The 20,824-nt window shown below is 61.5% G+C and carries 21 protein-coding genes; 13 read left to right on the forward strand and 8 right to left on the reverse strand.

Annotated elements, in window-relative coordinates; all coding sequences use genetic code 11:
- Window positions 1-8 precede the first annotated feature (8 nt).
- Entirely contained in the window at window positions 9-872 is an 864-nt protein-coding gene (locus tag AB1J88_RS13205; RefSeq protein WP_222015894.1) for a PHP domain-containing protein, read from the reverse strand.
- 87 nt (window positions 873-959) lie between these two features.
- On the opposite strand from AB1J88_RS13205, the gene AB1J88_RS13210 reads away from it, so the two are divergent.
- The 6 genes from AB1J88_RS13210 (at window position 960) to AB1J88_RS13235 (ending at window position 5,413) form a co-directional block, all read left to right on the forward strand.
- Complete coding sequence (locus AB1J88_RS13210; RefSeq protein WP_027613975.1) at window positions 960-1,556, forward strand: septation protein A; 597 nt, start codon at window positions 960-962, stop codon at window positions 1,554-1,556.
- A gap of 1 nt (window position 1,557) precedes the next feature.
- Window positions 1,558-1,857: a YciI family protein gene (locus tag AB1J88_RS13215; protein ID WP_007966019.1), complete on the forward strand. Its 300-nt coding sequence runs from the start codon at window positions 1,558-1,560 to the stop codon at window positions 1,855-1,857.
- A 282-nt stretch (window positions 1,858-2,139) separates the two neighbouring features.
- Window positions 2,140-2,550: a translation initiation factor 2 gene (locus AB1J88_RS13220; protein WP_027613976.1), complete on the forward strand. Its 411-nt coding sequence runs from the start codon at window positions 2,140-2,142 to the stop codon at window positions 2,548-2,550.
- A gap of 7 nt (window positions 2,551-2,557) precedes the next feature.
- Window positions 2,558-3,235, forward strand: coding sequence for a response regulator transcription factor (locus tag AB1J88_RS13225; protein ID WP_007966021.1), 678 nt, complete (start codon window positions 2,558-2,560; stop codon window positions 3,233-3,235).
- 217 nt (window positions 3,236-3,452) lie between these two features.
- Window positions 3,453-3,902, forward strand: coding sequence for a Spy/CpxP family protein refolding chaperone (locus AB1J88_RS13230; protein ID WP_041073072.1), 450 nt, complete (start codon window positions 3,453-3,455; stop codon window positions 3,900-3,902).
- Window positions 3,903-4,072: 170 nt separating this feature from the next.
- The gene (locus AB1J88_RS13235) at window positions 4,073-5,413 is read left to right on the forward strand and encodes an ATP-binding protein (protein WP_430291232.1); all 1,341 of its coding nucleotides are present in this window, start codon (window positions 4,073-4,075) and stop codon (window positions 5,411-5,413) included.
- An 18-nt stretch (window positions 5,414-5,431) separates the two neighbouring features.
- On the opposite strand, the gene AB1J88_RS13240 is transcribed toward AB1J88_RS13235, so the two are convergent.
- Window positions 5,432-5,998, reverse strand: a complete 567-nt coding sequence (locus AB1J88_RS13240) for a nitroreductase family protein (protein ID WP_222015897.1) — start codon at window positions 5,996-5,998, stop codon at window positions 5,432-5,434.
- A 121-nt stretch (window positions 5,999-6,119) separates the two neighbouring features.
- Here AB1J88_RS13240 and AB1J88_RS13245 point away from each other — a divergent pair, with 121 nt between their 5' ends.
- On the forward strand, window positions 6,120-7,574 hold the full coding sequence (locus AB1J88_RS13245) for a TrkH family potassium uptake protein (RefSeq protein WP_430291233.1): 1,455 nt from the start codon (window positions 6,120-6,122) through the stop codon (window positions 7,572-7,574).
- On the opposite strand, the gene AB1J88_RS13250 is transcribed toward AB1J88_RS13245, so the two are convergent.
- A complete protein-coding gene (locus tag AB1J88_RS13250) occupies window positions 7,531-8,586 on the reverse strand; it encodes an AraC family transcriptional regulator (RefSeq protein ID WP_217325479.1) in 1,056 nt (351 codons plus the stop codon). The two genes, AB1J88_RS13245 and AB1J88_RS13250, sit on opposite strands and share 44 nt — an antisense overlap.
- A gap of 164 nt (window positions 8,587-8,750) precedes the next feature.
- On the opposite strand from AB1J88_RS13250, the gene AB1J88_RS13255 reads away from it, so the two are divergent.
- Both AB1J88_RS13255 and AB1J88_RS13260 read left to right on the forward strand, forming a co-directional pair.
- On the forward strand, window positions 8,751-9,062 hold the full coding sequence (locus AB1J88_RS13255; protein ID WP_047292440.1) for a DUF962 domain-containing protein: 312 nt from the start codon (window positions 8,751-8,753) through the stop codon (window positions 9,060-9,062).
- 26 nt (window positions 9,063-9,088) lie between these two features.
- A complete protein-coding gene (locus tag AB1J88_RS13260) occupies window positions 9,089-9,679 on the forward strand; it encodes an HD domain-containing protein (RefSeq protein ID WP_041073085.1) in 591 nt (196 codons plus the stop codon).
- A 77-nt stretch (window positions 9,680-9,756) separates the two neighbouring features.
- On the opposite strand, the gene AB1J88_RS13265 is transcribed toward AB1J88_RS13260, so the two are convergent.
- On the reverse strand, window positions 9,757-10,572 hold the full coding sequence (locus tag AB1J88_RS13265) for a UDP-2,3-diacylglucosamine diphosphatase (RefSeq protein WP_041073087.1): 816 nt from the start codon (window positions 10,570-10,572) through the stop codon (window positions 9,757-9,759).
- A 136-nt stretch (window positions 10,573-10,708) separates the two neighbouring features.
- Between AB1J88_RS13265 and AB1J88_RS13270 the strand changes: the two genes are divergently transcribed.
- Window positions 10,709-11,473 (forward strand): helix-turn-helix transcriptional regulator, encoded by a 765-nt coding sequence (locus AB1J88_RS13270; protein WP_222015901.1) that lies wholly within the window; start codon window positions 10,709-10,711, stop codon window positions 11,471-11,473.
- A gap of 171 nt (window positions 11,474-11,644) precedes the next feature.
- Window positions 11,645-12,538: a DMT family transporter gene (locus AB1J88_RS13275; protein WP_430291234.1), complete on the forward strand. Its 894-nt coding sequence runs from the start codon at window positions 11,645-11,647 to the stop codon at window positions 12,536-12,538.
- On the opposite strand, the gene AB1J88_RS13280 is transcribed toward AB1J88_RS13275, so the two are convergent.
- A complete protein-coding gene (locus tag AB1J88_RS13280) occupies window positions 12,532-12,819 on the reverse strand; it encodes a SelT/SelW/SelH family protein (protein ID WP_430291235.1) in 288 nt (95 codons plus the stop codon). The genes AB1J88_RS13275 and AB1J88_RS13280 overlap by 7 nt on opposite strands.
- A 71-nt stretch (window positions 12,820-12,890) precedes the next feature.
- On the opposite strand from AB1J88_RS13280, the gene AB1J88_RS13285 reads away from it, so the two are divergent.
- On the forward strand, window positions 12,891-15,080 hold the full coding sequence (locus AB1J88_RS13285; protein ID WP_041073095.1) for a patatin-like phospholipase family protein: 2,190 nt from the start codon (window positions 12,891-12,893) through the stop codon (window positions 15,078-15,080).
- 142 nt (window positions 15,081-15,222) lie between these two features.
- On the opposite strand, the gene AB1J88_RS13290 is transcribed toward AB1J88_RS13285, so the two are convergent.
- From AB1J88_RS13290 to recQ, 3 genes are all read right to left on the reverse strand, one after another.
- The gene (locus AB1J88_RS13290; RefSeq protein WP_430291236.1) at window positions 15,223-17,001 is read right to left on the reverse strand and encodes a FimV/HubP family polar landmark protein; all 1,779 of its coding nucleotides are present in this window, start codon (window positions 16,999-17,001) and stop codon (window positions 15,223-15,225) included.
- 127 nt (window positions 17,002-17,128) lie between these two features.
- Window positions 17,129-17,563, reverse strand: coding sequence for a MarR family transcriptional regulator (locus tag AB1J88_RS13295; RefSeq protein ID WP_027613988.1), 435 nt, complete (start codon window positions 17,561-17,563; stop codon window positions 17,129-17,131).
- Between the two features lie 133 nt (window positions 17,564-17,696).
- Window positions 17,697-19,826 (reverse strand): DNA helicase RecQ, encoded by a 2,130-nt coding sequence (recQ, locus tag AB1J88_RS13300; protein WP_145593115.1) that lies wholly within the window; start codon window positions 19,824-19,826, stop codon window positions 17,697-17,699.
- Window positions 19,827-20,230: 404 nt separating this feature from the next.
- Here recQ and AB1J88_RS13305 point away from each other — a divergent pair, with 404 nt between their 5' ends.
- Window positions 20,231-20,818 (forward strand): YecA family protein, encoded by a 588-nt coding sequence (locus tag AB1J88_RS13305; RefSeq protein WP_007962155.1) that lies wholly within the window; start codon window positions 20,231-20,233, stop codon window positions 20,816-20,818.
- Window positions 20,819-20,824: the final 6 nt, after the last annotated feature.

The following is a 20,824-nucleotide window of genomic DNA, read 5'->3' on the forward strand; positions in this document are numbered from 1 at the left end:
CTACCTGTTCAGACGGCGGCAATAACTGTGTCATGTTTGAACCGACACCACAGGGGTGGAAGGTCCTCGGGAACCGGCCGGTACTGGCCAATCTCCGACCAGCCTCCAGGGCCATGGAAATCACTGCCGGCGCTGACCAGCAGACCGAACTCACGGGCAAGGATCGCCAGGCTGCCGACCTGTTCTGCGGGCTGATGGCCATTGACCACTTCGATTGCATGCCCGCCCGCTTGAATATAGTCGGCAATCAGCTTTCGGCGCTTGCTGCGGGTGAAATCGTAGTGCCACGGATGCGCCAGACTGACCCACGCCCCGGCGGCACGCAGGGTACCGACGGTGTCTTCCAGCGTCGGCCAATGCTGCTTGACGTCACCCAGCTTGCCGGCGCCAAGCCATTTGCGGAACGCCTCGGCGCGATCCTTGACAAAACCTTCACGCACCATCCAGTCGGCAAAATGCGGGCGGGCCGGCGCGTTGCCGCTGTCGCCCAGCGCCTGCTGGATCTGCCGGGCACCGTCGAGGGCGCCGGGCATACCTTTGAGGCCGAGCTTGCGGCTTATCTCTTCCGACCGCAGCCAGCGACCATCGTGCAATTTGGCGATGGCCTCGACCAGTGGCGCGGCGTTGACGTCGAAACCGTAACCCAGCACGTGGATGGTCGCGCCGCCCCAGGTGCAGGACAGTTCGACGCCATTGACCAGTTGCATGCCCAGTTCTTCGGCGGCGCTGCGCGCTTCGGCGAGGCCTTCGAGGGTGTCATGATCGGTCAACGCCAGGACTCGCACGCCGTTTTCAAACGCACGCGCAACCAGAACCGCCGGCGCCAGGGCGCCATCGGAGGCCGTGCTGTGGCAGTGCAAATCAACATTCACGGGGAGTTGTAACCTCAAATCAGCTGGCGCTATCGCGCGCCCATATGTTTGTTATTATGCCGCCACATCCAGCTTCTGGCTCTCACTGTGAAACAATTCATCGATTTCATCCCGCTTCTGCTGTTTTTCATCGTTTACAAACTGGATCCACGGGTCGTCGACATCGCCGGCCATGAGGTGACTGTAGGCGGTATTTACAGCGCCACGGCGATGCTGATCATCAGCTCACTGGTAGTCTACGGCGCGCTGTTCATCAAGCAGCGCAAGCTGGAAAAAAGCCAATGGCTGACCCTGATCGCCTGCCTGGTGTTCGGCAGCCTGACCCTGGCCTTCCACAGCGAGACTTTCCTCAAATGGAAAGCCCCGGTGGTCAACTGGCTGTTCGCCCTGGCCTTCATCGGCAGCCACTTCATCGGTGACCGCCTGCTGATCAAACGCATCATGGGCCACGCGCTGACCTTGCCGGATCCGGTCTGGACCCGCCTGAACATCGCCTGGATCGCCTTTTTCCTGTTCTGCGGCGCTGCCAACCTGTTCGTGGCATTCACCTTCCAGAGCATCTGGGTCGACTTCAAGGTGTTCGGCAGCCTGGGCATGACCGTGCTGTTCCTGGTCGGTCAGGGTATCTACCTGTCCCGCCATCTGCACGACGCCGATACCACAACGCCAAAAACCGAGGACTGACATGCTCTACGCTATCATTGCCACCGACGTCGCCAACTCGCTCGAAGCCCGCCTCGCCGCGCGCCCGGCCCACCTCGAACGCCTGCAAGTGCTCAAGGGCGAAGGCCGCATCGTGCTGGCCGGCCCGCACCCGGCGGTCGACAGCAATGATCCGGGCGCGGCGGGTTTCACCGGCAGCCTGATCGTCGCCGAATTCGACTCCCTGAGCGCCGCCCAGGCCTGGGCCGACGCCGATCCGTACATCGCCGCCGGCGTGTACGCCAACGTGATCGTCAAGCCGTTCAAGCAAGTCCTGCCGTAACCAAGGAATGTGGAGGGGCTCTGTGGCGAGGGGATTTATCCCCGATGGTTGCGCAGCAACCCAAAGCCATCCAATGCGGTGTGCCTGACACACCGCATGCTCCCATTTCAGGTCTGCTTCGCAGCCCATCGGGGATAAATCCCCTCACCACAAAAATCATCAACCGCAATATCTCCTCTACCCGGCACTGAACCTTCCCGCTTCTCACCGCTCTCAATCGCTCATTATTCTCGTTTGCCTGCCGACAACCTGCCCAATATCCATTTGCTAGCAGGAATCGCAATGCGCAAAGGTCCGTTGTGTCTGATGTGGGTCACGTTGTCGATCATGGCGCCCGCCCATGGTGAGGAAACCACCGAAAGCGGCAGCTCCACGCCATTGTCGTTAAGTGCCGGCAGTCAGATTACCGAACTGCAGCAGCGCCTGAAGGCCAGCGAGCAGCAGCGGGAAGAACTGAGCAAACAACTGCAAAATGCCGATAACACCCGCGAAAGCGCCCAGCTTGCCCGGTTGCGTCAGGAGAACCAGCGCCTGAAGCTGCAACTCAAGGAAGCCCAGGCAAGTCCATTGCCGCGTCTGTTGACCGAACAGCAGCAATGGTTCGTCACCGGCGCCGGGGTAGCGCTATTGGCGCTGCTGTGCGGTATCTTTGCCAGTGGAGCAAGCCGAAAACGTCGGCAATGGCTAAATTGAGTGAGTCATGAGCGAGCTGTTACTGATTGATGATGACCAGGAGTTGTGCGAACTCCTGAGTAGCTGGCTGAGCCAGGAAGGCTTCCAGGTACGCGCCTGCCACGATGGCCAGAGTGCGCGCAAAGCGTTGGCCGAATCCGCCCCGGCGGCGGTGGTGCTGGACGTGATGCTGCCCGACGGCAGCGGTCTGGAACTGCTCAAGCAATTGCGCAGCGAACACGCCGATTTGCCAGTGCTGATGCTTTCGGCCCGTGGCGAACCGCTGGATCGCATTCTTGGTCTGGAACTGGGTGCCGACGATTACCTGGCCAAGCCCTGCGATCCGCGTGAACTCACCGCGCGTCTGCGCGCCGTACTGCGCCGTAGTCACCCGGCCGCCGTATCGACCCAACTCGAACTCGGCGACCTGAGCTTCAGCCCGGTGCGCGGCGTGGTCAGCATCGACGAGAAAGAACTGACCCTCACCGTTTCCGAAAGTCGTTTGCTCGAAGCCCTGCTCAAGCAGCCCGGCGAACCGCTGGACAAGCAGGAACTGGCGCAACTCGCCCTCGGGCGCAAGCTGACCCTGTACGACCGCAGCCTCGACATGCACGTCAGCAACCTGCGCAAGAAGATCGGCCCGCACCCCGACGGCCGCCCACGCATCGTCGCCCTGCGCAGCCGTGGTTACTATTACAGCCTCTGAAGACACCTCACTCCCTGTAGGAGCTGCGGCACGCTGCGATCTTTTGATCTTCAAAAACAAAGATCGCAGCCTTCGGCAGCTCCTACAGGGGATATGTGTAAGGCTGGAAACAAAGCGTCTTTACCCAAGCTTTACGCAGCGCTGACCGCCGCTGACCTTGATCTCCGTAATCTGAACTCATCCGGAACGTACCGGGAACGAGACAAGGAGATACACCATGCGCAAGACTCTTATCGCTCTGATGTTCGCTGCCGCTCTGCCAACCGTCGCCATGGCCATGCCACAGGATGGTGGCCCGATGGGTGGCCCGCTCGACGGCCCACGCCACGGCGGTCAGATGCACGGTGAACACGGCAAAGGCCCGTACAGCCAACTCGACCTGACCCGCGAACAGCGCGATCAGATCCGCAAGATCATGGGCGAGCAGATGCACGAACGTCGCCAGGTGGTCGAGAAGTACCTGGAAAAACTCTCGCCGGCTGACCAGAAAGCCATGAAAGACGAGATGGCGGCCAACCACAAGAAAGCCGAAGCTGACGTACGCAACCTGCTCAAACCGGATCAACAGAAGAAATTCGACGAGATCCAGAAGAAACAGGCTGAACGCCGCGCCGAATGGGCCGAGTTCAAGGCGTGGAAAGCGCAACAGCCGCAAAAGGCGCAATAATGTTCTAATCACAGGCCCGACGGCTTACCCGGTCGGGCCTGTTTACATCCGCCCTCTGTAGGAGCTGCGGCACGCTGCGATCTTTTGATTTTGCTTCTGAAAAATAAGATCAAAAGATCGCAGCGTGCCGCAGCTCCTACAGGGGTTAAGCGTTTGATTGAGGAATTTCTGTGCGTTCACTGTTCTGGCGTATTCTCGCGAGCTTCTGGCTGGCCATCGCCCTGGTGGCAGGGCTGTCGATTCTGCTCGGGCACATGCTCAACCAGGACGCGTGGATCCTCAGCCGCCATCCCGGCCTCAACACGCTGGCCGCCGAATGGACGCAAACCTACGAAGCCCAGGGCGAAGACGCCGCGCAGGACATCCTTCAACAGCGCAAACGCCAGTACCACATTGACGTCCAGGTGCTGAACGAAAGCGGCGACCCGGTGGTGCGTGGCACCTTCCCGCGTCGCGCCGCCGCCTTCGAAGCCAGACAGAACAACGATGACCGACGTCTGCCCTGGCGCCGCCTGACCGACGAATTCACCAGCGAAAAAACCGGCGACACCTACCTGTTCATCTTCCGCATTCCGCACCCGGAGCTCGATGCGTGGCACCGTGAAAGCCTGCTCTGGCCGCTGAGTGCGCTGGGTATCGCGCTGGTGGTACTGACCCTGTTCAGCCTGCTGGTGACCTTCTCCATCACCCGCCCGCTCAGCCGTTTGCGCGGTGCGGTGCATGATCTGGGGCAGACCACCTATCAACAGAACAGCCTGGCGAAACTGGCCAACCGTCGCGACGAATTCGGCGTGCTGGCCAACGACTTCAACCGCATGGGTGCGCGCCTGCAAAGCTTGATCGGCAGTCAGCGCCAGTTGCTGCGCGATGTGTCCCACGAACTGCGTTCACCTCTGGCGCGACTGCGCATCGCGCTGGCGCTGGCGGAACGGGCCAATCCTGAAGAACGGGAAAAACTCTGGCCACGCCTGACCCGCGAGTGCGATCGGCTGGAAGCGTTGATCAGCGAAATTCTGGTGCTGGCGCGGGTCGATGCCGACAACGCCAGTGCTGAAGAAGTAGACCTGAATGCGCTGCTCGGCACCCTGCAGAAAGACGCGCAACTTGGCTCTCCGGAGCAGACAGTGCGCCTGGATGCGGAACCGCAACTGAGCATGACCGGATGGCCGACCATGATCGAGCGCGCCGTCGACAACCTGTTGCGCAACGCCCAACGCTTCAACCCGGTGGGCCTGGCAATCGAAATGCAGGCCACACGTCAGGGCGAGCGGATTGTGGTGAGCGTGCGCGACCACGGGCCGGGCGTGCAGGCCGAGCACCTGAGCCAGTTGGGCGAACCGTTTTACCGGGCGCCGGGGCAAACGGCGGCGGGACATGGCCTGGGCCTGGCAATTGCCAGGCGGGCGGCGGAGCGGCATGGCGGGAGTCTGACCCTGGCCAATCATCCCGAGGGCGGGTTTATTGCCAGCCTGGAATTGCCGCTGGTGCCGGGCGCGGTTGTCCAGCTTTAAATTCGCGATCTTTTGACTTTAAACCTTGCCCGGCCAAGCGCTGACGAACTCGGCCAGATCGACTTTCTCGGCAACGCGCGGCTCTTTCTGCGGCGTGCCGAGATACAGGAAGGCAATCACCTGCTCGCCTTCAGCCAGGCCCAGCCCCTTGGCCACGTGCGCCGAATAGGCCAGATCACCGGTACGCCACACCGCACCAATCCCCTGCGCATACGCCGCCAGCAGAATCCCGTGCGCCGCACACCCCGCCGCCAGCAACTGCTCGGCCTTCGGATACTTGACGTGTTCCTGCAGTTTCGCGATCACCACGACCACCAGCGGCGCCCGCAGCGGGCCGTTGCGCGCCTTGTCGATCATCGCTTCAGTGACTTCACCTTCCTGCATCTGCGCCGCTTCGGCCAGCAACTCGCCCATTTGCTCGCGCGCCGCCCCTTCGACTGTAAGGAAACGATACGGCTGCAAGTGGCCGTGATCCGGTGCGCGCAGGGCTGCGCCAAACAGGGCTTCGCGCTGCTCGGCAGTGGGGGCTGGTTCGACCAGGCGTGGAACGGAAACACGGTTGAGCAACGCGTCGAGAGCCTGCATCGGCCACCTCCTGAGAAAAATGTGCGGCTATTCTAGCTTCATCTGCCAACGGGATGCCGGTTTACATGCCCTGCCTCACGGGTAGAATGGCGCCCTTCCCACTTCAGCCCGAGCGGACTTCATGGCGTTGCCGACCTTACGGATCATTGGTTTCATCATCGGCATCTTCCTGATCACCCTGGCCGTCGCCATGGTCGTGCCCATGGCCACCCTGGTGATTTTCGAGCGCACCAGTGACCTGCCGTCGTTCCTCTGGGCGAGCATGATCACCTTCCTCGCCGGCCTTGTGCTGGTGATGCCCGGACGCCCGGAACACATCCATCTGCGCCCGCGTGACATGTACCTGTTGACGGTCAGCAGCTGGCTGGTGGTGTGTATTTTCGCCGCGCTGCCATTCCTGCTCACTCAGCACATCAGCTATACCGACTCGTTCTTTGAAAGCATGTCCGGCATCACCGCCACCGGCTCGACCGTGCTTAGCGGGCTCGACAACATGTCACCGGGGATTCTGATGTGGCGCTCGCTGCTGCACTGGCTCGGCGGCATCGGCTTCATCGGCATGGCGGTGGCGATTCTGCCGTTGCTGCGCATCGGTGGCATGCGCCTGTTCCAGACCGAATCGTCCGACCGTTCGGAAAAGGTCATGCCGCGTTCGCACATGGTGGCGCGCCTGATTGTCGCGGCGTACGTCGGTATCACCATCCTCGGCAGCCTGGCGTTCTGGTGGGCCGGGATGAGCCCGTTCGATGCGATCAATCACGCGATGTCGGCGATTTCCACCGGCGGTTTCTCGACCTCCGACCAGTCATTGGCGAAGTGGACACAACCAGCGGTGCACTGGGTCGCGGTGGTGATCATGATTCTCGGCAGCCTGCCGTTCACCCTGTATGTGGCGACCATGCGCGGCAACCGTAAGGCGTTGATCAAGGATCAGCAGGTGCAGGGTTTGCTCGGCATGTTGCTGGTGACCTGGCTGGTGCTCGGCACCTGGTATTGGTGGACCACCAAGCTGCACTGGCTGGAAGCGCTGCGGCACGTGGCGCTGAACGTAACGTCGGTGGTCACCACCACCGGTTTTGCCCTCGGAGACTACAGCCTGTGGGGCAATTTCTCGCTGATGCTGTTTTTCTATCTGGGCTTTGTCGGCGGCTGCTCCGGTTCGACCGCGGGCGGGATCAAGATCTTCCGTTTCCAGGTCGCCTATATCCTGCTCAAGGCCAACCTTAACCAGCTGATTCACCCGCGCGCGGTGATCAAGCAGAAGTATAACGGTCACCGTCTCGACGAAGAGATCGTGCGTTCGATCCTGACCTTTTCATTCTTCTTCGCCATCACCATCTGCGTGATCGCCCTGCTGCTGTCGCTGCTCGGCGTGGACTGGATGACTGCGCTGACCGGCGCTGCCAGCACCGTGTCCGGCGTCGGCCCGGGCCTGGGTGAGACCATTGGCCCGGCGGGCAACTTCGCCACCCTGCCGGATGCAGCGAAGTGGATCCTGTCGTTCGGCATGCTGCTCGGCCGACTGGAGATCATTACGGTGTTTGTGCTGTGTATTCCGGCCTTTTGGCGTCACTGACCGGCGCCTGCAACAGCCGCGCCCGGTAATCGCCGGGCGTGGTATCGAACCAGCGACGGAACGCGCGGAAGAAGTTGCTCGGATCGGCAAACCCCAGCAGATACGCAATCTCCAGCAAGGTCATGCTCGGCTGCGCCAGATACTGCTCGGCCAGTTCACGGCGGGTGTCGTCGAGCAACTGCTGAAAACTCGTGCCCTCCTCCTGCAACCGCCGCTGCAAGGTACGCTGCGACAGATGCAGGGTCTGCGCCACGGTATCGCGCTTGGGTTCGCCCTGCGGCAACAAGCGACACAGCACCTGCCGAGCCTTGTGGGTGACGCGGCTTTCAGAGAATCGCGCCAGATACTCCCCGGCAAACCGGTCGTGCAACAGCGCCATGGCTTCGTTGGCGGTGGGCAGTGGCGCCTCCATGTCGGCCCTTTCGAAAATCAACGCATCGTACGGTGCGTTGAACATCAGCGGCGCATGGAAGGCTTGTCGGTAAGGTTGCAGGTCGGCGGGCTCGTCGCCCTGAAACAGCACTTTGACCGGATGCAGGGTGCGCCCGGTCAACCAGCTGCACAGGCCCAACGCACAGGCCAGCGAGGCTTCGGCGCTCTGCCGGGTCGGCGGCAGGTGGTCGCCATGCACGGTCAGAATCAGCGCGTAGCCTTCTTCGAGCAGGCGAAAACTCAGGTCGGCGCTCTCGGCGATGATCCGCTGATAACGCACCAGCCGTTGAAAGCCTTCGGCCAAGGTGTTGCTCGACATCAAGGCATAGCCGGCAACGTGGAACGAGGCCGGGCGTACCACTTTGCCCATGTTCAAGCCGATCGCCGGGTTGCCGGACAGCTCGACCGCCCGTTGCCAGAGGCGGGTCATGGAATCTTGCGGGAAGCGCGCATCCGGATCATCCAGGGCCGCGTAATCAAGCCCCAGTTGCTTGAACAGTACCCGGCAATCCAGGCCGTCCATCTCCAATGCTTTGACAATCCCCATCGCCCAGCTTGCAGAAGTCGTTCGTTCGCTCATGGCGTCATTCTTTTACATGATGGATCACATGTTGCGACCCGATTAGCGAAGGATACTAAAGTGGCGCCCATTGTCACTGGCTGATACCAGTGTTCACTCTAGACTCAAATAAGCTACCCGCCGAACAACTTGCCGTCAGAACAATAACCACAGAGATCGCAGTCGTGGAAAACATCAAGCCATTCAACAGCTTCGCCGAGTTCTATCCGTATTACCTCAGCGAACACGCCAACAGTACCTGCCGCCGATTGCATTTCATCGGCACCACGCTGGTGATTTTCATTCTGGCCATGACCCTCGCCAAGGGCGCCTGGCTGCTGTTGCTGGCCCTGCCGCTGGCCGGTTACAGCTTTGCCTGGGTCGGGCACTTCTTCTTTGAGAAGAACCGTCCGGCGACTTTCCAGCATCCGCTGTACAGCCTGCTCGGCGATTTCGTCATGTACCGCGACATGATCCTCGGCCGCGTGGCGTTCTGAAACCCGACACACCAGGAGGCTTGCCGATGAACGCCAATGCCCGCTTCACCCACATGCAGGATGGCACGCAGGAAGACTGGGCGATCATCGCCGCAGACTTCAGCGCCTACGCCCGGCAATTGCCGTCGCGGATCGTCGCGCATCTGAAGTTGCTGGAAGGTGATTTCGGCGGCTTCCCGGTAGATCGCCTGACCCACTCGCTGCAAACCGCGACCCGCGCCTATCGCGATGGTCGTGACGAAGAATACGTGGTCTGTGCGCTGCTGCATGACATCGGCGACACCCTGGGCTCTTACAACCACCCGGACATCGCGGCGGCGATTCTCAAACCGTTCGTCAGCGCCGAAAACCTGTGGATGGTCGAGAAGCACGGGATCTTTCAGGGTTACTACTTCTTCCATCATCTGGGCATGGATCGGCACCTGCGCGAGCAATTCGCCGAGCATCCGCAGTATCAGGCGACGGCGGAATTCTGCGCCAAATACGATGCGGCGGCGTTCGACCCGGCGTATGACAGCCTGCCGCTGAGTTTCTTCGAGCCGATGATGGAACGGCTGTTTGCGCAGCCCAAGCATTCGATCTACAAGGCGGCGATGGAAGAACACGCCCCGGCGTAAGATCAAAAGATCGCAGCCTTCGGCAGCTCCTACATGAGACCTGTGTAGGAGCTGCCGCAGGCTGCGATCTTTTGCCTTTATGCGATCTCGGCAACCTTGGCCGCCTTGAGCTGAGCCTCCCGCGCCTGCGCATCCGCCAGGCGATACAACTCGATCGTGCCATCCCAATGCTCGATCAACGCCGTGCACGACTCCACCCAGTCGCCGCAATTGAGGTAGTCCACCTCGCCGACCTTGCGGATCTCGGCATGGTGAATGTGCCCGCAGACCACGCCATGCAATTCGCGTTTCACACATTCGTGGGCGATGGCTTCTTCGAAGTCGCTGATAAAGCTCACCGCCGTTTTCACCTTGTGTTTCAGGTACGCCGACAACGACCAGTAGCCGTAGCCATAGCGGGCACGCCAGTGATTGAGCCAGCGGTTGAGGGTCAGGGTGAATTCGTAGGCCGAGTCGCCGAGGAAGGCCAGCCAGCGGTGATAACGGGTGATCACGTCGAACTGGTCGCCATGGATCACCAGCAGGTGCCGGCCATCCGCCGTGACATGCACCGCCTCGTCGACCAACTGGATGTTGCCGAGGATCAGCTTCGAATAACGGCGCAGGAATTCGTCGTGGTTGCCGGTGACGTAGATCACCTCGGTGCCGCGCTTGCTCATGGTCAGCAGGCGGCGGATCACGTTGGTGTGCGCCTGTGGCCAGTACATGCCGCCGCGCAGCTTCCAGCCGTCGATGATGTCACCGACCAGGTAGATCTTGTCGGCGTGGTAGCCCTTGAGAAACTGCGACAAGTGCTCGGCCTGGCAGTCCCGTGTGCCCAGGTGTACATCGGAAATCCACAAGGTGCGCACCCGTTGTTTACGGCTGGGTCTGGCGAGCTCGGCGCTGGTCATGGGCAACCCTCTGCGATGTTTTCGCCACTGTGCACGTGCCGGGTGAATCGACCATGACAGGCAGGCGTCAGTCGTGTGACAGCGCGCAAGCCCGTTGCCCCGGTGTAGACTGGCGCTCACTTCGGAGACCTCTGCCATGCGCCCGATCCTCACTCTGCGCCAATACACCCACGACCTGATCGTCCACAGCCACGACCACGCGCAACTGGTGTTCGGTCTGTCCGGTGCGCTGGATTTCGAAGTCGAGGGTCAGGGCAGCCAGGTGCGCCAGCAGAGTTTCGTGGTCGTCCCCGGCGGCGCGCATCACGCCTGCGGCAGCCCGGATGGCAGCCGTTGTCTGGTGCTGGACGTACCGGACGGGCCATGGCTGAACGACTCGCTGGGCGAGCACGCCGACGCCAGTCAGCGCTTGCTTGACCAGCCTGCGCGGTTGTCCCTTGATGCCGGGCAAAGCCAGTTGGTCAACTGGCTGGCGCACAGCCCGGTCACGGATCCGCTGATCGCCCAGCAAGGCGCGGTGTTGCTGCTCGCCAGCCTGAATCACGCCAGACCTGCCGAACACTCGGCGCGGCGTCTGCCCTACGCGGCGCTGGATGCGCACATCGAACAATACGCCGCCTACCCGCTGCAAGTGGCCGATCTGGCGCAGATCGCCGGATTGTCCAGCGCCCGGCTGCACGCACGATTCATGGCGGAATGCGGGCAGACGCCGATGGACTACATTCGCAGCCGGCGGCTGCACAAGGCGGTTTGCCTGCTGCGTGACACGGCGCTGCCCATCGGCGAAATCGCCTGCCGGGTCGGCTACAGTTCGCAAAGTGCGTTCTCGGCCGCCGTGCTGCGAGAGTTCGGTGCCGCACCCGGCCAGTTGCGCCGCGATTCCAGCGACAAAAAACGCTAGTTCGCCGACAGACTTCTGCGCCGCAACACGTTTCAATGTGCATTCACGTGTAGGAGCTGCCGCAGGCTGCGATCTTTTGATCTTGCTTTGAAGGATTAAGATCAAAAGATCGCAGCCTTCGGCAGCTCCTACAGTGATCGCGTTGTATCGACCGACTCAAGAAGGATTGCAATGACTCCGCGTACTGCCCTCGGCGCCCTGCATATCGGCGCTCTGATGTTCGGCCTGACCGGTGTGTTCGGCAAACTCGCGGCCGCCTCGCCGGCGGTGATCGTCTTCGGACGCGCTGCATTTGCCGTGCTCGCCCTGGCCTTTTTCGCCCGCTTCGCCAGCCAGCACGGCTGGCAGAAACTGCAGGCGGTCGATTGGCGCCGTCTGGCACTCAGCGGCGTGTTGCTGGCCGGGCACTGGGTGAGTTTTTTCATCGCGGTGAAAGTCGCCGGGGTGGCGATTGCGACCTTGGGCTTCGCGAGTTTCCCGGCGTTCACGGTGATTCTTGAAGGGCTGATTTTCCGCGAACGCATCCGCGCCAATGAAATCGTGCTGGTGGTGCTGGTCAGCGTCGGTCTGGTGCTGGTCACCCCGGCGTTCGATCTGGCCAGCGGCGCCACGACCGGCCTGCTCTGGGCGGTACTCTCAGGCCTGCTGTTCGCCTTGCTGTCGCTAACCAACCGTGCCAGCTCCGGACGTATCCCGGCGGTGCAGGCGGCGCTGTGTCAAAACGTGGTGGTGGCGCTGTGTCTGCTGCCGGTCGCGGCCCCGCAACTGAGCGAAGTACGCGCGATGGACTGGCTGTGGATCAGCCTGCTCGGGGTGTTCTGCACCGGCGTCGCCCACAGCCTGTTTGTCGCCAGCCTCGCGGTGATCAAGGCGCGCACCGCCGCCGTGGTGTTCGCCATGGAGCCGGTTTACGGCATCACCGTCGCCTGGTTGCTGTTCGATGAAAACCCGACCGTGCGCATGCTGATCGGTGGTGCGCTGATCATCGTTGCCATCGTGGTCTCGGCGCGGATGTCAGGCAGTGCCGACAAGAAAACCGTCGCGGCCGAAGCTGCGTCTCACTGAGTGCGGTCGTTGTGGCCGAGGTCGCGCGCAGGGTCGATCTGATCGCGGACTCGCTGCTTGAGCACCTTGGCCTCGGGAAAGCCGCCGTCGGCCTTGCGCTCCCAGATCTGCACATCGTCGCAGCTGATGTGAAATACCCCGCCGGTGCCGGGCACCAGCGAGACCTTGCCGAGGTCATCGCCGAAAGTGCTGAGCAGTTCCTGCGCCAGCCACGCGGCGCGCAGCAGCCACTGGCATTGGGTGCAATACGTGATGACGATTTCCGGTTTTGCAGCAGACATGTTCGCTGAAACTCCTGAGACAGAGGGCGCCGCTATAATAGCCGGCTTTATCGCTTGCCCCGAGACTCACCATGCGCCGTTTGCTGTTCTGCCTGCTGCTTGGCTTGCTGCCGTTATTTGTGAATGCCACCGAAGCCACCCGCCCGAAAGTCGGCCTGGTGCTGTCCGGCGGTGCTGCCCGTGGTCTGGCGCACATTGGCGTGCTCAAGGCCCTTGAGGAGCAAGGCATCAAGATCGATGCGATTGCCGGCACCAGCATGGGCGCGGTGGTCGGTGGCCTGTATGCCTCGGGCTACAAGATCGATGAGCTGGAAAAACTCGCGTTGAACATCGACTGGCAACAGGCACTGTCCGACGCGCCGCCCCGGGAAGACGTGCCGTTTCGCCGCAAACAGGACGACCGCGACTTTCTGGTGAAACAGCAACTGAGTTTCCGCGATGACGGCAGCCTCGGCCTGCCGCTGGGGGTGATTCAGGGCCAGAACCTGGCGCTGATGCTGGAAAGCCTGCTGGCGCATACCAGCGACACCCGCGACTTCGACAAGCTGCCAATCCCGTTCCGCGCGGTCGCCACCGACATCGCCAACGGCGAAAAAGTGGTGTTCCGCAAAGGTCACTTGCCGCAGGTGATCCGCGCCAGCATGTCGATCCCGGCGGTGTTCGCCCCGGTCGAACTGGACGGCCGGCTGCTGGTGGACGGCGGCATGACCGATAACATCCCGCTCGACGTCGCGCGGGAAATGGGGGTCGATGTGGCGATCGTGGTCGACATCGGTACCCCGCTGCGCAACCGCAAGCAACTGACCACTGTGGTCGATGTGCTGAACCAGTCGATCACCCTGATGACCCGGCGCAACTCCGAAGAGCAACTGGCCGCCCTCAAACCCGGCGACGTGCTGATCCAGCCGGCATTGGCAGCATTCGGGGTCACTGATTTCGGCAAAGCCCAGGAAATGATCGACGCCGGTTACCGCGCCACGCGGATTCTCGACACCCGCCTCGCTCAGCTCAAACCTCAACAATCCCAGGACGCCGAACTGAACGCTGCCCGCGCCCCGGGCCAGCGCACGCCGATCATCACCGCGATCAAGGTCGAGAACAATTCGAAAGTCGGTGACGACGTGATCCGCTACTACATCCGCCAGCCCATCGGTGAGCCACTGGATCTCGGTCGACTGCATTCGGACATGGGCACGCTGTACGGCCTCGATTACTTCGAACAGGTGCAGTACCGCGTGGTGCACAAGGGCCAGGATCACACGCTGGTGATCAGCGCCCGAGGCAAACGCAGCGGTACCGATTACCTGCGGGTCGGCCTGAACCTGTCGGACGACATGCGCGGCGACAGCGCTTTCAACCTCGGCGCCAGCTATCGCATCAACGGCATCAACCGTCTCGGCGCGGAATGGCTGACCCGGGCGCAGATCGGCGACAAACAGGAGTTGTACACCGAGTTCTATCAACCGCTGGATGTCGGCTCGCGCTACTTCATCGCGCCCTCTCTGGTGTTCCAGGCGCAGAACGTCGACGCGGTGCTCGACAACGATCCGATCGCCCAATACCGGGTCGAACGCTACGGTATGGCTCTGAATGTCGGACGGCAGATCGGCAACAACGGCGAAGTGCGTTTCGGCGTCGGCGAAGCCTGGGGCAAGGCCGACGTGCGCATTGGAGATCAGGACCTGCCGAGCGAACACTTCAACGAGGGCTTCTATTCGCTGAAATATTCGTTCGACTCGCTGGACAACGTTTACTACCCCCACGACGGCAAAGACATCAGCCTGACCTTGCTGCAATTCGAACCAAGCCTGGGTTCGGACACCCGTTACCGCCAGTGGGAGTTCAAGCTGGACAAAGCCATGAGTCGCGGTCCGGATACGCTGATTCTCGGTGGCCGCTATGGACGTACGCTGGATGACACCAACGTGGTGACCTCAAGCTTCCTGCTCGGCGGCGCACGACAATTGTCGGGCTTTCGCGAGGATTCGATCTCCGGGCAAAACGTCAGCCTGATGCGCGCGGTGTATTACCGCCGGTTGACCCCGCGCTCGTATCTGCCACTGGACTTCCCGTTGTATGCCGGCGCCTCGCTGGAACGCGGCCGGGCGTGGAACAACGACAACGAATTCGACAGCGGCTACATCAATGCCGCCAGTGTGTTCATCGGTTTCGATACGCCGTTGGGACCGTTGAATTTCACCTATGGCTTGAATGATGCGAATGAGCAGGCGGTTTATCTGAATCTGGGGCAGACGTTCTGATCATTCAGGTGGATTGATGTTGTCGGCCCTGACGCCTTCGCGAGCAAGCTCGCTCCCACAATAGAACGCATTCCAACTGTGGGAGCGAGCTTGCTCGCGAAGGCGATAGCCCAGTCACCGCGCAATTGCGGTGACTCAACCATCAGCGAATACCCGCGAGTAACGTCCGCGCCGTTTGCTTGAGGGGCTCGTCTCCTTCCTTGAGCAACTCATTGAGCAAGGCAATGGCGCTGTCGATATCCCCGTCATCAATACAGGTTTGCGCCTGTTCAAGCTTCACCGAACCGACAGCAGGTTCCGGCTCCTGCAGCGTCAGTGGCTCCAGCGCCAGTGATGGCGGCGGGTCACCAAATTCATTGAGAAAGTCATCATCCAGCGGCTGCGCGTCGGGTTCGGGAATCCACTCCAGCTCCGCCTCGTCATTCACGGTGGCTTCGGGCAACTCAAAGTCCACAGGCAGCACTTCAAGGCTTGAGTCCGACGCGGGGGCGCCCGCGGATGGCTGATCTGCGGCCTTACGACTGTCCTCAAGATCCCAACTTGAAGCCATCGACAGCTCGCCCAGGTTCAATTCGAAGTCATCCTCAGGCGCTGGTGGTACTGCTGGCGCAATCGGTGCTGCAGCGATGACAGGCAACACCGGTGTGATCGCGGCAACACGGGTGAGCTTTGGATGACGCGCCCGGATCGCCTCCAGTTGCAGAGGATCGACTCCTGCCCCGCGCAATTGGCTTTCCTGCTGATCATAAGCGGCACTGTCGCCCTGGCGCCCCAACACTTCAAGCAATTGCACGCCCAGATCGGTTCGCTCCGGCTCTTTGTCCAAGGCATCGCGCAACAGTCCGACGGCCTCGTTCAGGCGTCCATAGGCCAGATAAATCCCCACCGCCTCCAGCACATCCCCCGCCGCCGGCTCTTCACGATGCTCGGGTGTTGCACTGAGGCTGATCGAGGGCGCAGCGGGTCTGTCGTCCAGATCCGGCTCGTGACCGGTCGGGGCAAGCGCCAGCGGCGCTGCATTTTCGGCCAGTTGACGGCGACGGCGCACGAATAGCCCACCCACCAGCAAGCCCAACAACAGCAGCAAGCCGCCGAACAGCGGCCAGTTGAGATCATTGTCCTCGACTGGCGGCGCTGCGGGTGCTGGCGCTGGGGTTGGCGGCGTAACCACCGGTGCCGGAGGCTTTTGCACTTCGGTCAACCGCGTTTGCAGATCACTGACCTGTTTTTTACCGTCGGCAATCTGCACATCCTGCGCCTGCAGTTTGACGTTGAGTTCGTCCACCGTCTTTTGCAGTTGCTGATTGAGCAGCACGCTGGCCGCCAATTGCTCCGCGAGGGCATCGCTGGCGGGTGAAGCCGCCGCTGGAGATGCTGGCGCTGAGGACGGCGCCTCGCGTTTGCCCTGGGCTGCCTGAGGTGCCGCGGTGGCAGGCTCGACGGCGGGAAATTCAGAGGATTGCGGATGGGGATCGGGTTCATCCGTGGCCGGTACGATACTGGGCGATCCAGGCGGATCGATCAGCACCGTGTACTCGCGCAGCAGGCGGCCATTGGGCTGATCAAGCTGCAGCAGAAAATTCAGAAAGGGTTCCTTGACCGGCTTGCGCGAGGTCACCCGGATCATCTGCCGATTGCCATGCAGGATCGGGGTGAACTTGAGGTCATTGAGGAAGAACACCCGTTCCACCCCGGCCCGGCCGAATTCATCTGCCGTGGCCAGGCTGGCCGAGAGATCGCTGGCACTCAGGCCAGCGGCATCCACCAGCGCAATGTCGGCCTTGAATGGCTGATTGAGACCCGAGTGAACCGTGATGTCTCCCAGGCCCAGTGCCATCGACCAGGTCGAATAGCTGAATACGCCAGCGACCAGCAGCCATTTGGCGCCACTGCGCAGTACCACGTGCCGACTTGCGTGCATGAGCATCCCTTAGATAAGCAAAACCGGTTTCTATGCGTTCGCACATCCGGTACGAACACGATATTGCCCAGTAGTTCTTATAGTCTGCTCAGCGCGATCTCTCAAAAAACCGGCACGCGGTTATGCCTCAAGATTTTTCCAGGTTGCCCAGAATGTGCCCGTGAACCCGCATGCACACCTTCAAATCCGCCTCGTCGACGCCTTCGAACAATTCGTGGCGCAGTTGCGTGGCAATGGTTTCGATTTGTTCGATCAGCGGCAGCGCAGGTGCGCAGAGCACGATTTTTTTCGCCCGGCGATCTTCCATCACCGATTGGCGTTGTACCAGGCCCTGGCTTTCCAGACTGTCGAGCAAACGCGCGAGGGTCGGCCCCTCGACGCCGACGCTTTGCGCCAGCTCGCGTTGGGTCGGCGCATCTTCAAATCGCGCCAGATGCAGCAGCACCAGCCAGCGCGCCTGGGACAATCCCAGGCCCGCCAGTCGGCGATCCAGTTCGGCGCGCCAGCCACGGGACATCTGGGCCAGTTGCATGCCAAAGCGGTGTTGATCGGTTAACGGCATAAAACACTCATGAGTAGACTGACAAATAGAGAAAAACTAATTATTAGTCAGCTAAGCATGACATTTGGCTATAGGCAAGAGCCGACCTGTACTGAATCGTTACAACTGCCTGACGGTTGGCGCAAACGCCCTCTTACATTTCAAACTCAGATTGCAACGCAGCCCTGACGCAATAAAGAACGCCTTCCGGAACCCGACCGGCGAACAGCTCGGCGACTTCGGCGACCGACGGCAACTCGCCTTCGCCGTCGAGGAACGCATCCTGCACTTCGCCCATCAGTTCTTCAGGCAGGTCGAGCGCCTGCTCCAGCGACAATTGCTGCTTGCCAATGGCCTCGGCGAGCATGGTGTAGACGTTCTTTTCCGAGCACTGCAACTGCCCGGCGATCTGCATCGGGGTCATGCCGGCGCGAGCCAGAGTGATCAGTTCGTGACGCACGTCGGCCACCACTTTCGGCGCCTCGGCCTCGCCGCCGAGGATCTCGAGGAAGGCTTCGCCGTAGCGTTCCAGCTTGCGCGCACCAACGCCGCTGACCCGCGCCATGTCGGCCAGCGAGGTTGGCTGGCTGCGGAGCATTTCCAGCAGCGTCGAGTCGGGGAAGATGACGTACGGCGGTACGCCATGCTCTTCGGCAAGTTTGCGTCGCAGCGCGCGCAAGGCTTCCCACTGCTCGCGCTCTTCGCCACGCACCAGTTGACTGGCCGGGCTCTTGCTCGCGGTCTTGGCGGTGACCTGCGGCTTGAGGTCGCGGCGCAGTTCCAGCGTCACCTCGCCCTTGAGCAAAGGCCGGCAGGTGTCGCTGAGGCGCAGGCCGCCATAGCCCTCGTGATCGACGTCGGCCAGACCACGCGCCACCAGTTGCCGGAACAGCGAGCGCCATTCGCTTTCGCTCAACGCCTTGCCGACGCCATACACCGACAGATGCTGATGACCGAAACTGCGAACCTTCTCGTTGTCCTTGCCCAGCAACACGTCCACCAGATGGCCGACGCCATAGCGCTGGCCGGTGCGATAGATCGCCGACAGCGCCTGGCGCGCCGGCTCGGTGGCGTCCCAAGTCTGCACGCCGTCGACGCAGTTGTCGCAGTGGCCGCACGGCTCGGGCATGTCTTCATCGAAATAGGCCAGCAGCGTCTGCCGGCGGCAGCGGGTCTCTTCACAGAGCGAAAGCATGGCGTCGAGCTTGTGCTGCTCCAGGCGTTTGTGGCGCTCGTCGCCTTCGGAGTTCTGCAGCATCTGCTTGAGCATCACCACGTCTTGCAGACCGTAGGCCATCCACGCATCCGCCGGCAGGCCATCACGACCGCCGCGCCCGGTTTCCTGATAGTAGGCTTCAAGGGATTTGGGCAGATCGAGGTGCGCGACGAAACGCACGTTGGGCTTGTCGATGCCCATGCCGAACGCCACGGTGGCGACCATGATCAGGCCTTCCTCGTTGAGGAAGCGCTTCTGGTGATAGGCGCGCAAATCATTGGGCAGACCGGCGTGATACGGCAGCGCCGGGAAGCCCTGCTCGCTGAGGAACGCGGCAACTTCTTCAACCTTCTTGCGCGACAGGCAATAGACGATGCCGGCATCGCTGCGCCGTTCGGCAAGGAATGCGAGCAACTGCTTGCGCGGCTGCTCCTTGGGCACGATGCGATAGAAGATGTTCGGGCGGTCGAAGCTCGACAGGAAGCGCTCGGCGTTCTGCAAGTGCAGGCGGGTGACGATTTCTTCGCGGGTACGCTTGTCGGCGGTGGCGGTCAGGGCGATGCGCGGCACGTCCGGGAACATTTCCGCCAACTGGCCCAGTTGCAGGTATTCCGGGCGGAAGTCGTGGCCCCATTGCGACACGCAGTGCGCTTCGTCGATGGCGAACAGGGCGATGTTCAAGCCTTGCAGGAACGACAGCATGCGCGGCTGCACCAGACGCTCGGGCGCCAGATAGAGCATTTTCACTTCACCACGCTTGATCCGTGCCGCCAGATCGCGCTGCTGCTCAGCGCTCAGCGTGGAGTTCAGCGCCGCCGCAGCCACGCCGAGCTCTTCGAGGGTGGCGACCTGATCGTCCATCAGCGCGATCAACGGCGACACCACCACCGCCAGGCCTTCGCGCAGCAACGCCGGGACCTGGAAGCACAAGGACTTGCCGCCACCGGTAGGCATCAGTACCAGCGCATCACCGCCGCTGGCCACGCGCTCAATGATTGCACCCTGACGGCCACGGAAACTGTCGTAGCCGAAGATGTCCTTGAGGACGCGTTGAGCCTGTTCGAGCATAAAAACTCCAAAAATCTACCGAAACATCCCTGCACAGGCTGGTTCAGGACAGCCAGGGCTGCTTAAACAAAACGTAAGAGCGCATTGCAATGTCAGCCGCAATACGGGCAGGAAGCGCAAAACGCGGCAGTATACCCGAGGCCTTCCCGGCAGGGGGTGCCGCTGAGAAGACTCATTCCTGCACCTCTGCTGTAGGAGCTGCCGAAGGCTGCGATCTTTTGATCTTGATCTTGAAAAACAAAATCAAAAGATCGTCCGAACGCGGCCCGAGCCTTCGGCAGCTCCTACAGGGATGGGCGGTGCATCTGCGGGCCGTGGCGGGGCAAATCTGCCATACGGCTGGCTTGAGCGCGCAAGAAGGCCTAGAATTCCCGCATTGTTTATTCCCCCAAGGTAGCCCCGTAATGTCCTTCGCTGAGCAACTGACCCGCCTGCAAGTCTTTCTCGACGCCGACGAGCTGCACGAAGAGGCGCTGGATTACGTGGCCGCTCACGGTTACCTGACCGCCCTGTCGATCTGTGCAGAAGACGTCCCGGAGCGTGAGTGGATCGACGCCCTGTTCGCCGAAGAGCCGCATTACAGCAGCGAAGCCCAGCGTGAAGAGATCGAAGCCACGCTGATTGGCCTCAAGGCGCACATCGCCCGCCAACTGGCCTCCGACGAAGAATTCGAACTGCCGTGCGATCTGGACCTCGGTGATGAGCCGGACGACTCCGAACTGCGCGGCTGGTGCATCGGTTTCATGGAAGGCGTGTTCCTGCGCGAAGCGGCCTGGTTCGAGACCGCCGAAGAAGAAGTCAGCGAAATGCTCCTGCCGATCATGGTCGGTTCCGGCCTGTTCGACGAACAGCCAGAGTTCGAAGACATCGCCAAGGACGCCAACCTGATGGACGACATGATCGTGCAGATCCCCGAAGCCCTGACCGCGCTGTATCTGCTGTGCCAGGCCCCGGACGAAAAACCGGCGATCCTCAAGCCACGTCACCACTAAGATCCG

Origin of the sequence: Pseudomonas sp. S8 (assembly GCF_050473925.1) — a bacterium.
Lineage (GTDB): Bacteria > Pseudomonadota > Gammaproteobacteria > Pseudomonadales > Pseudomonadaceae > Aquipseudomonas > Aquipseudomonas parakoreensis.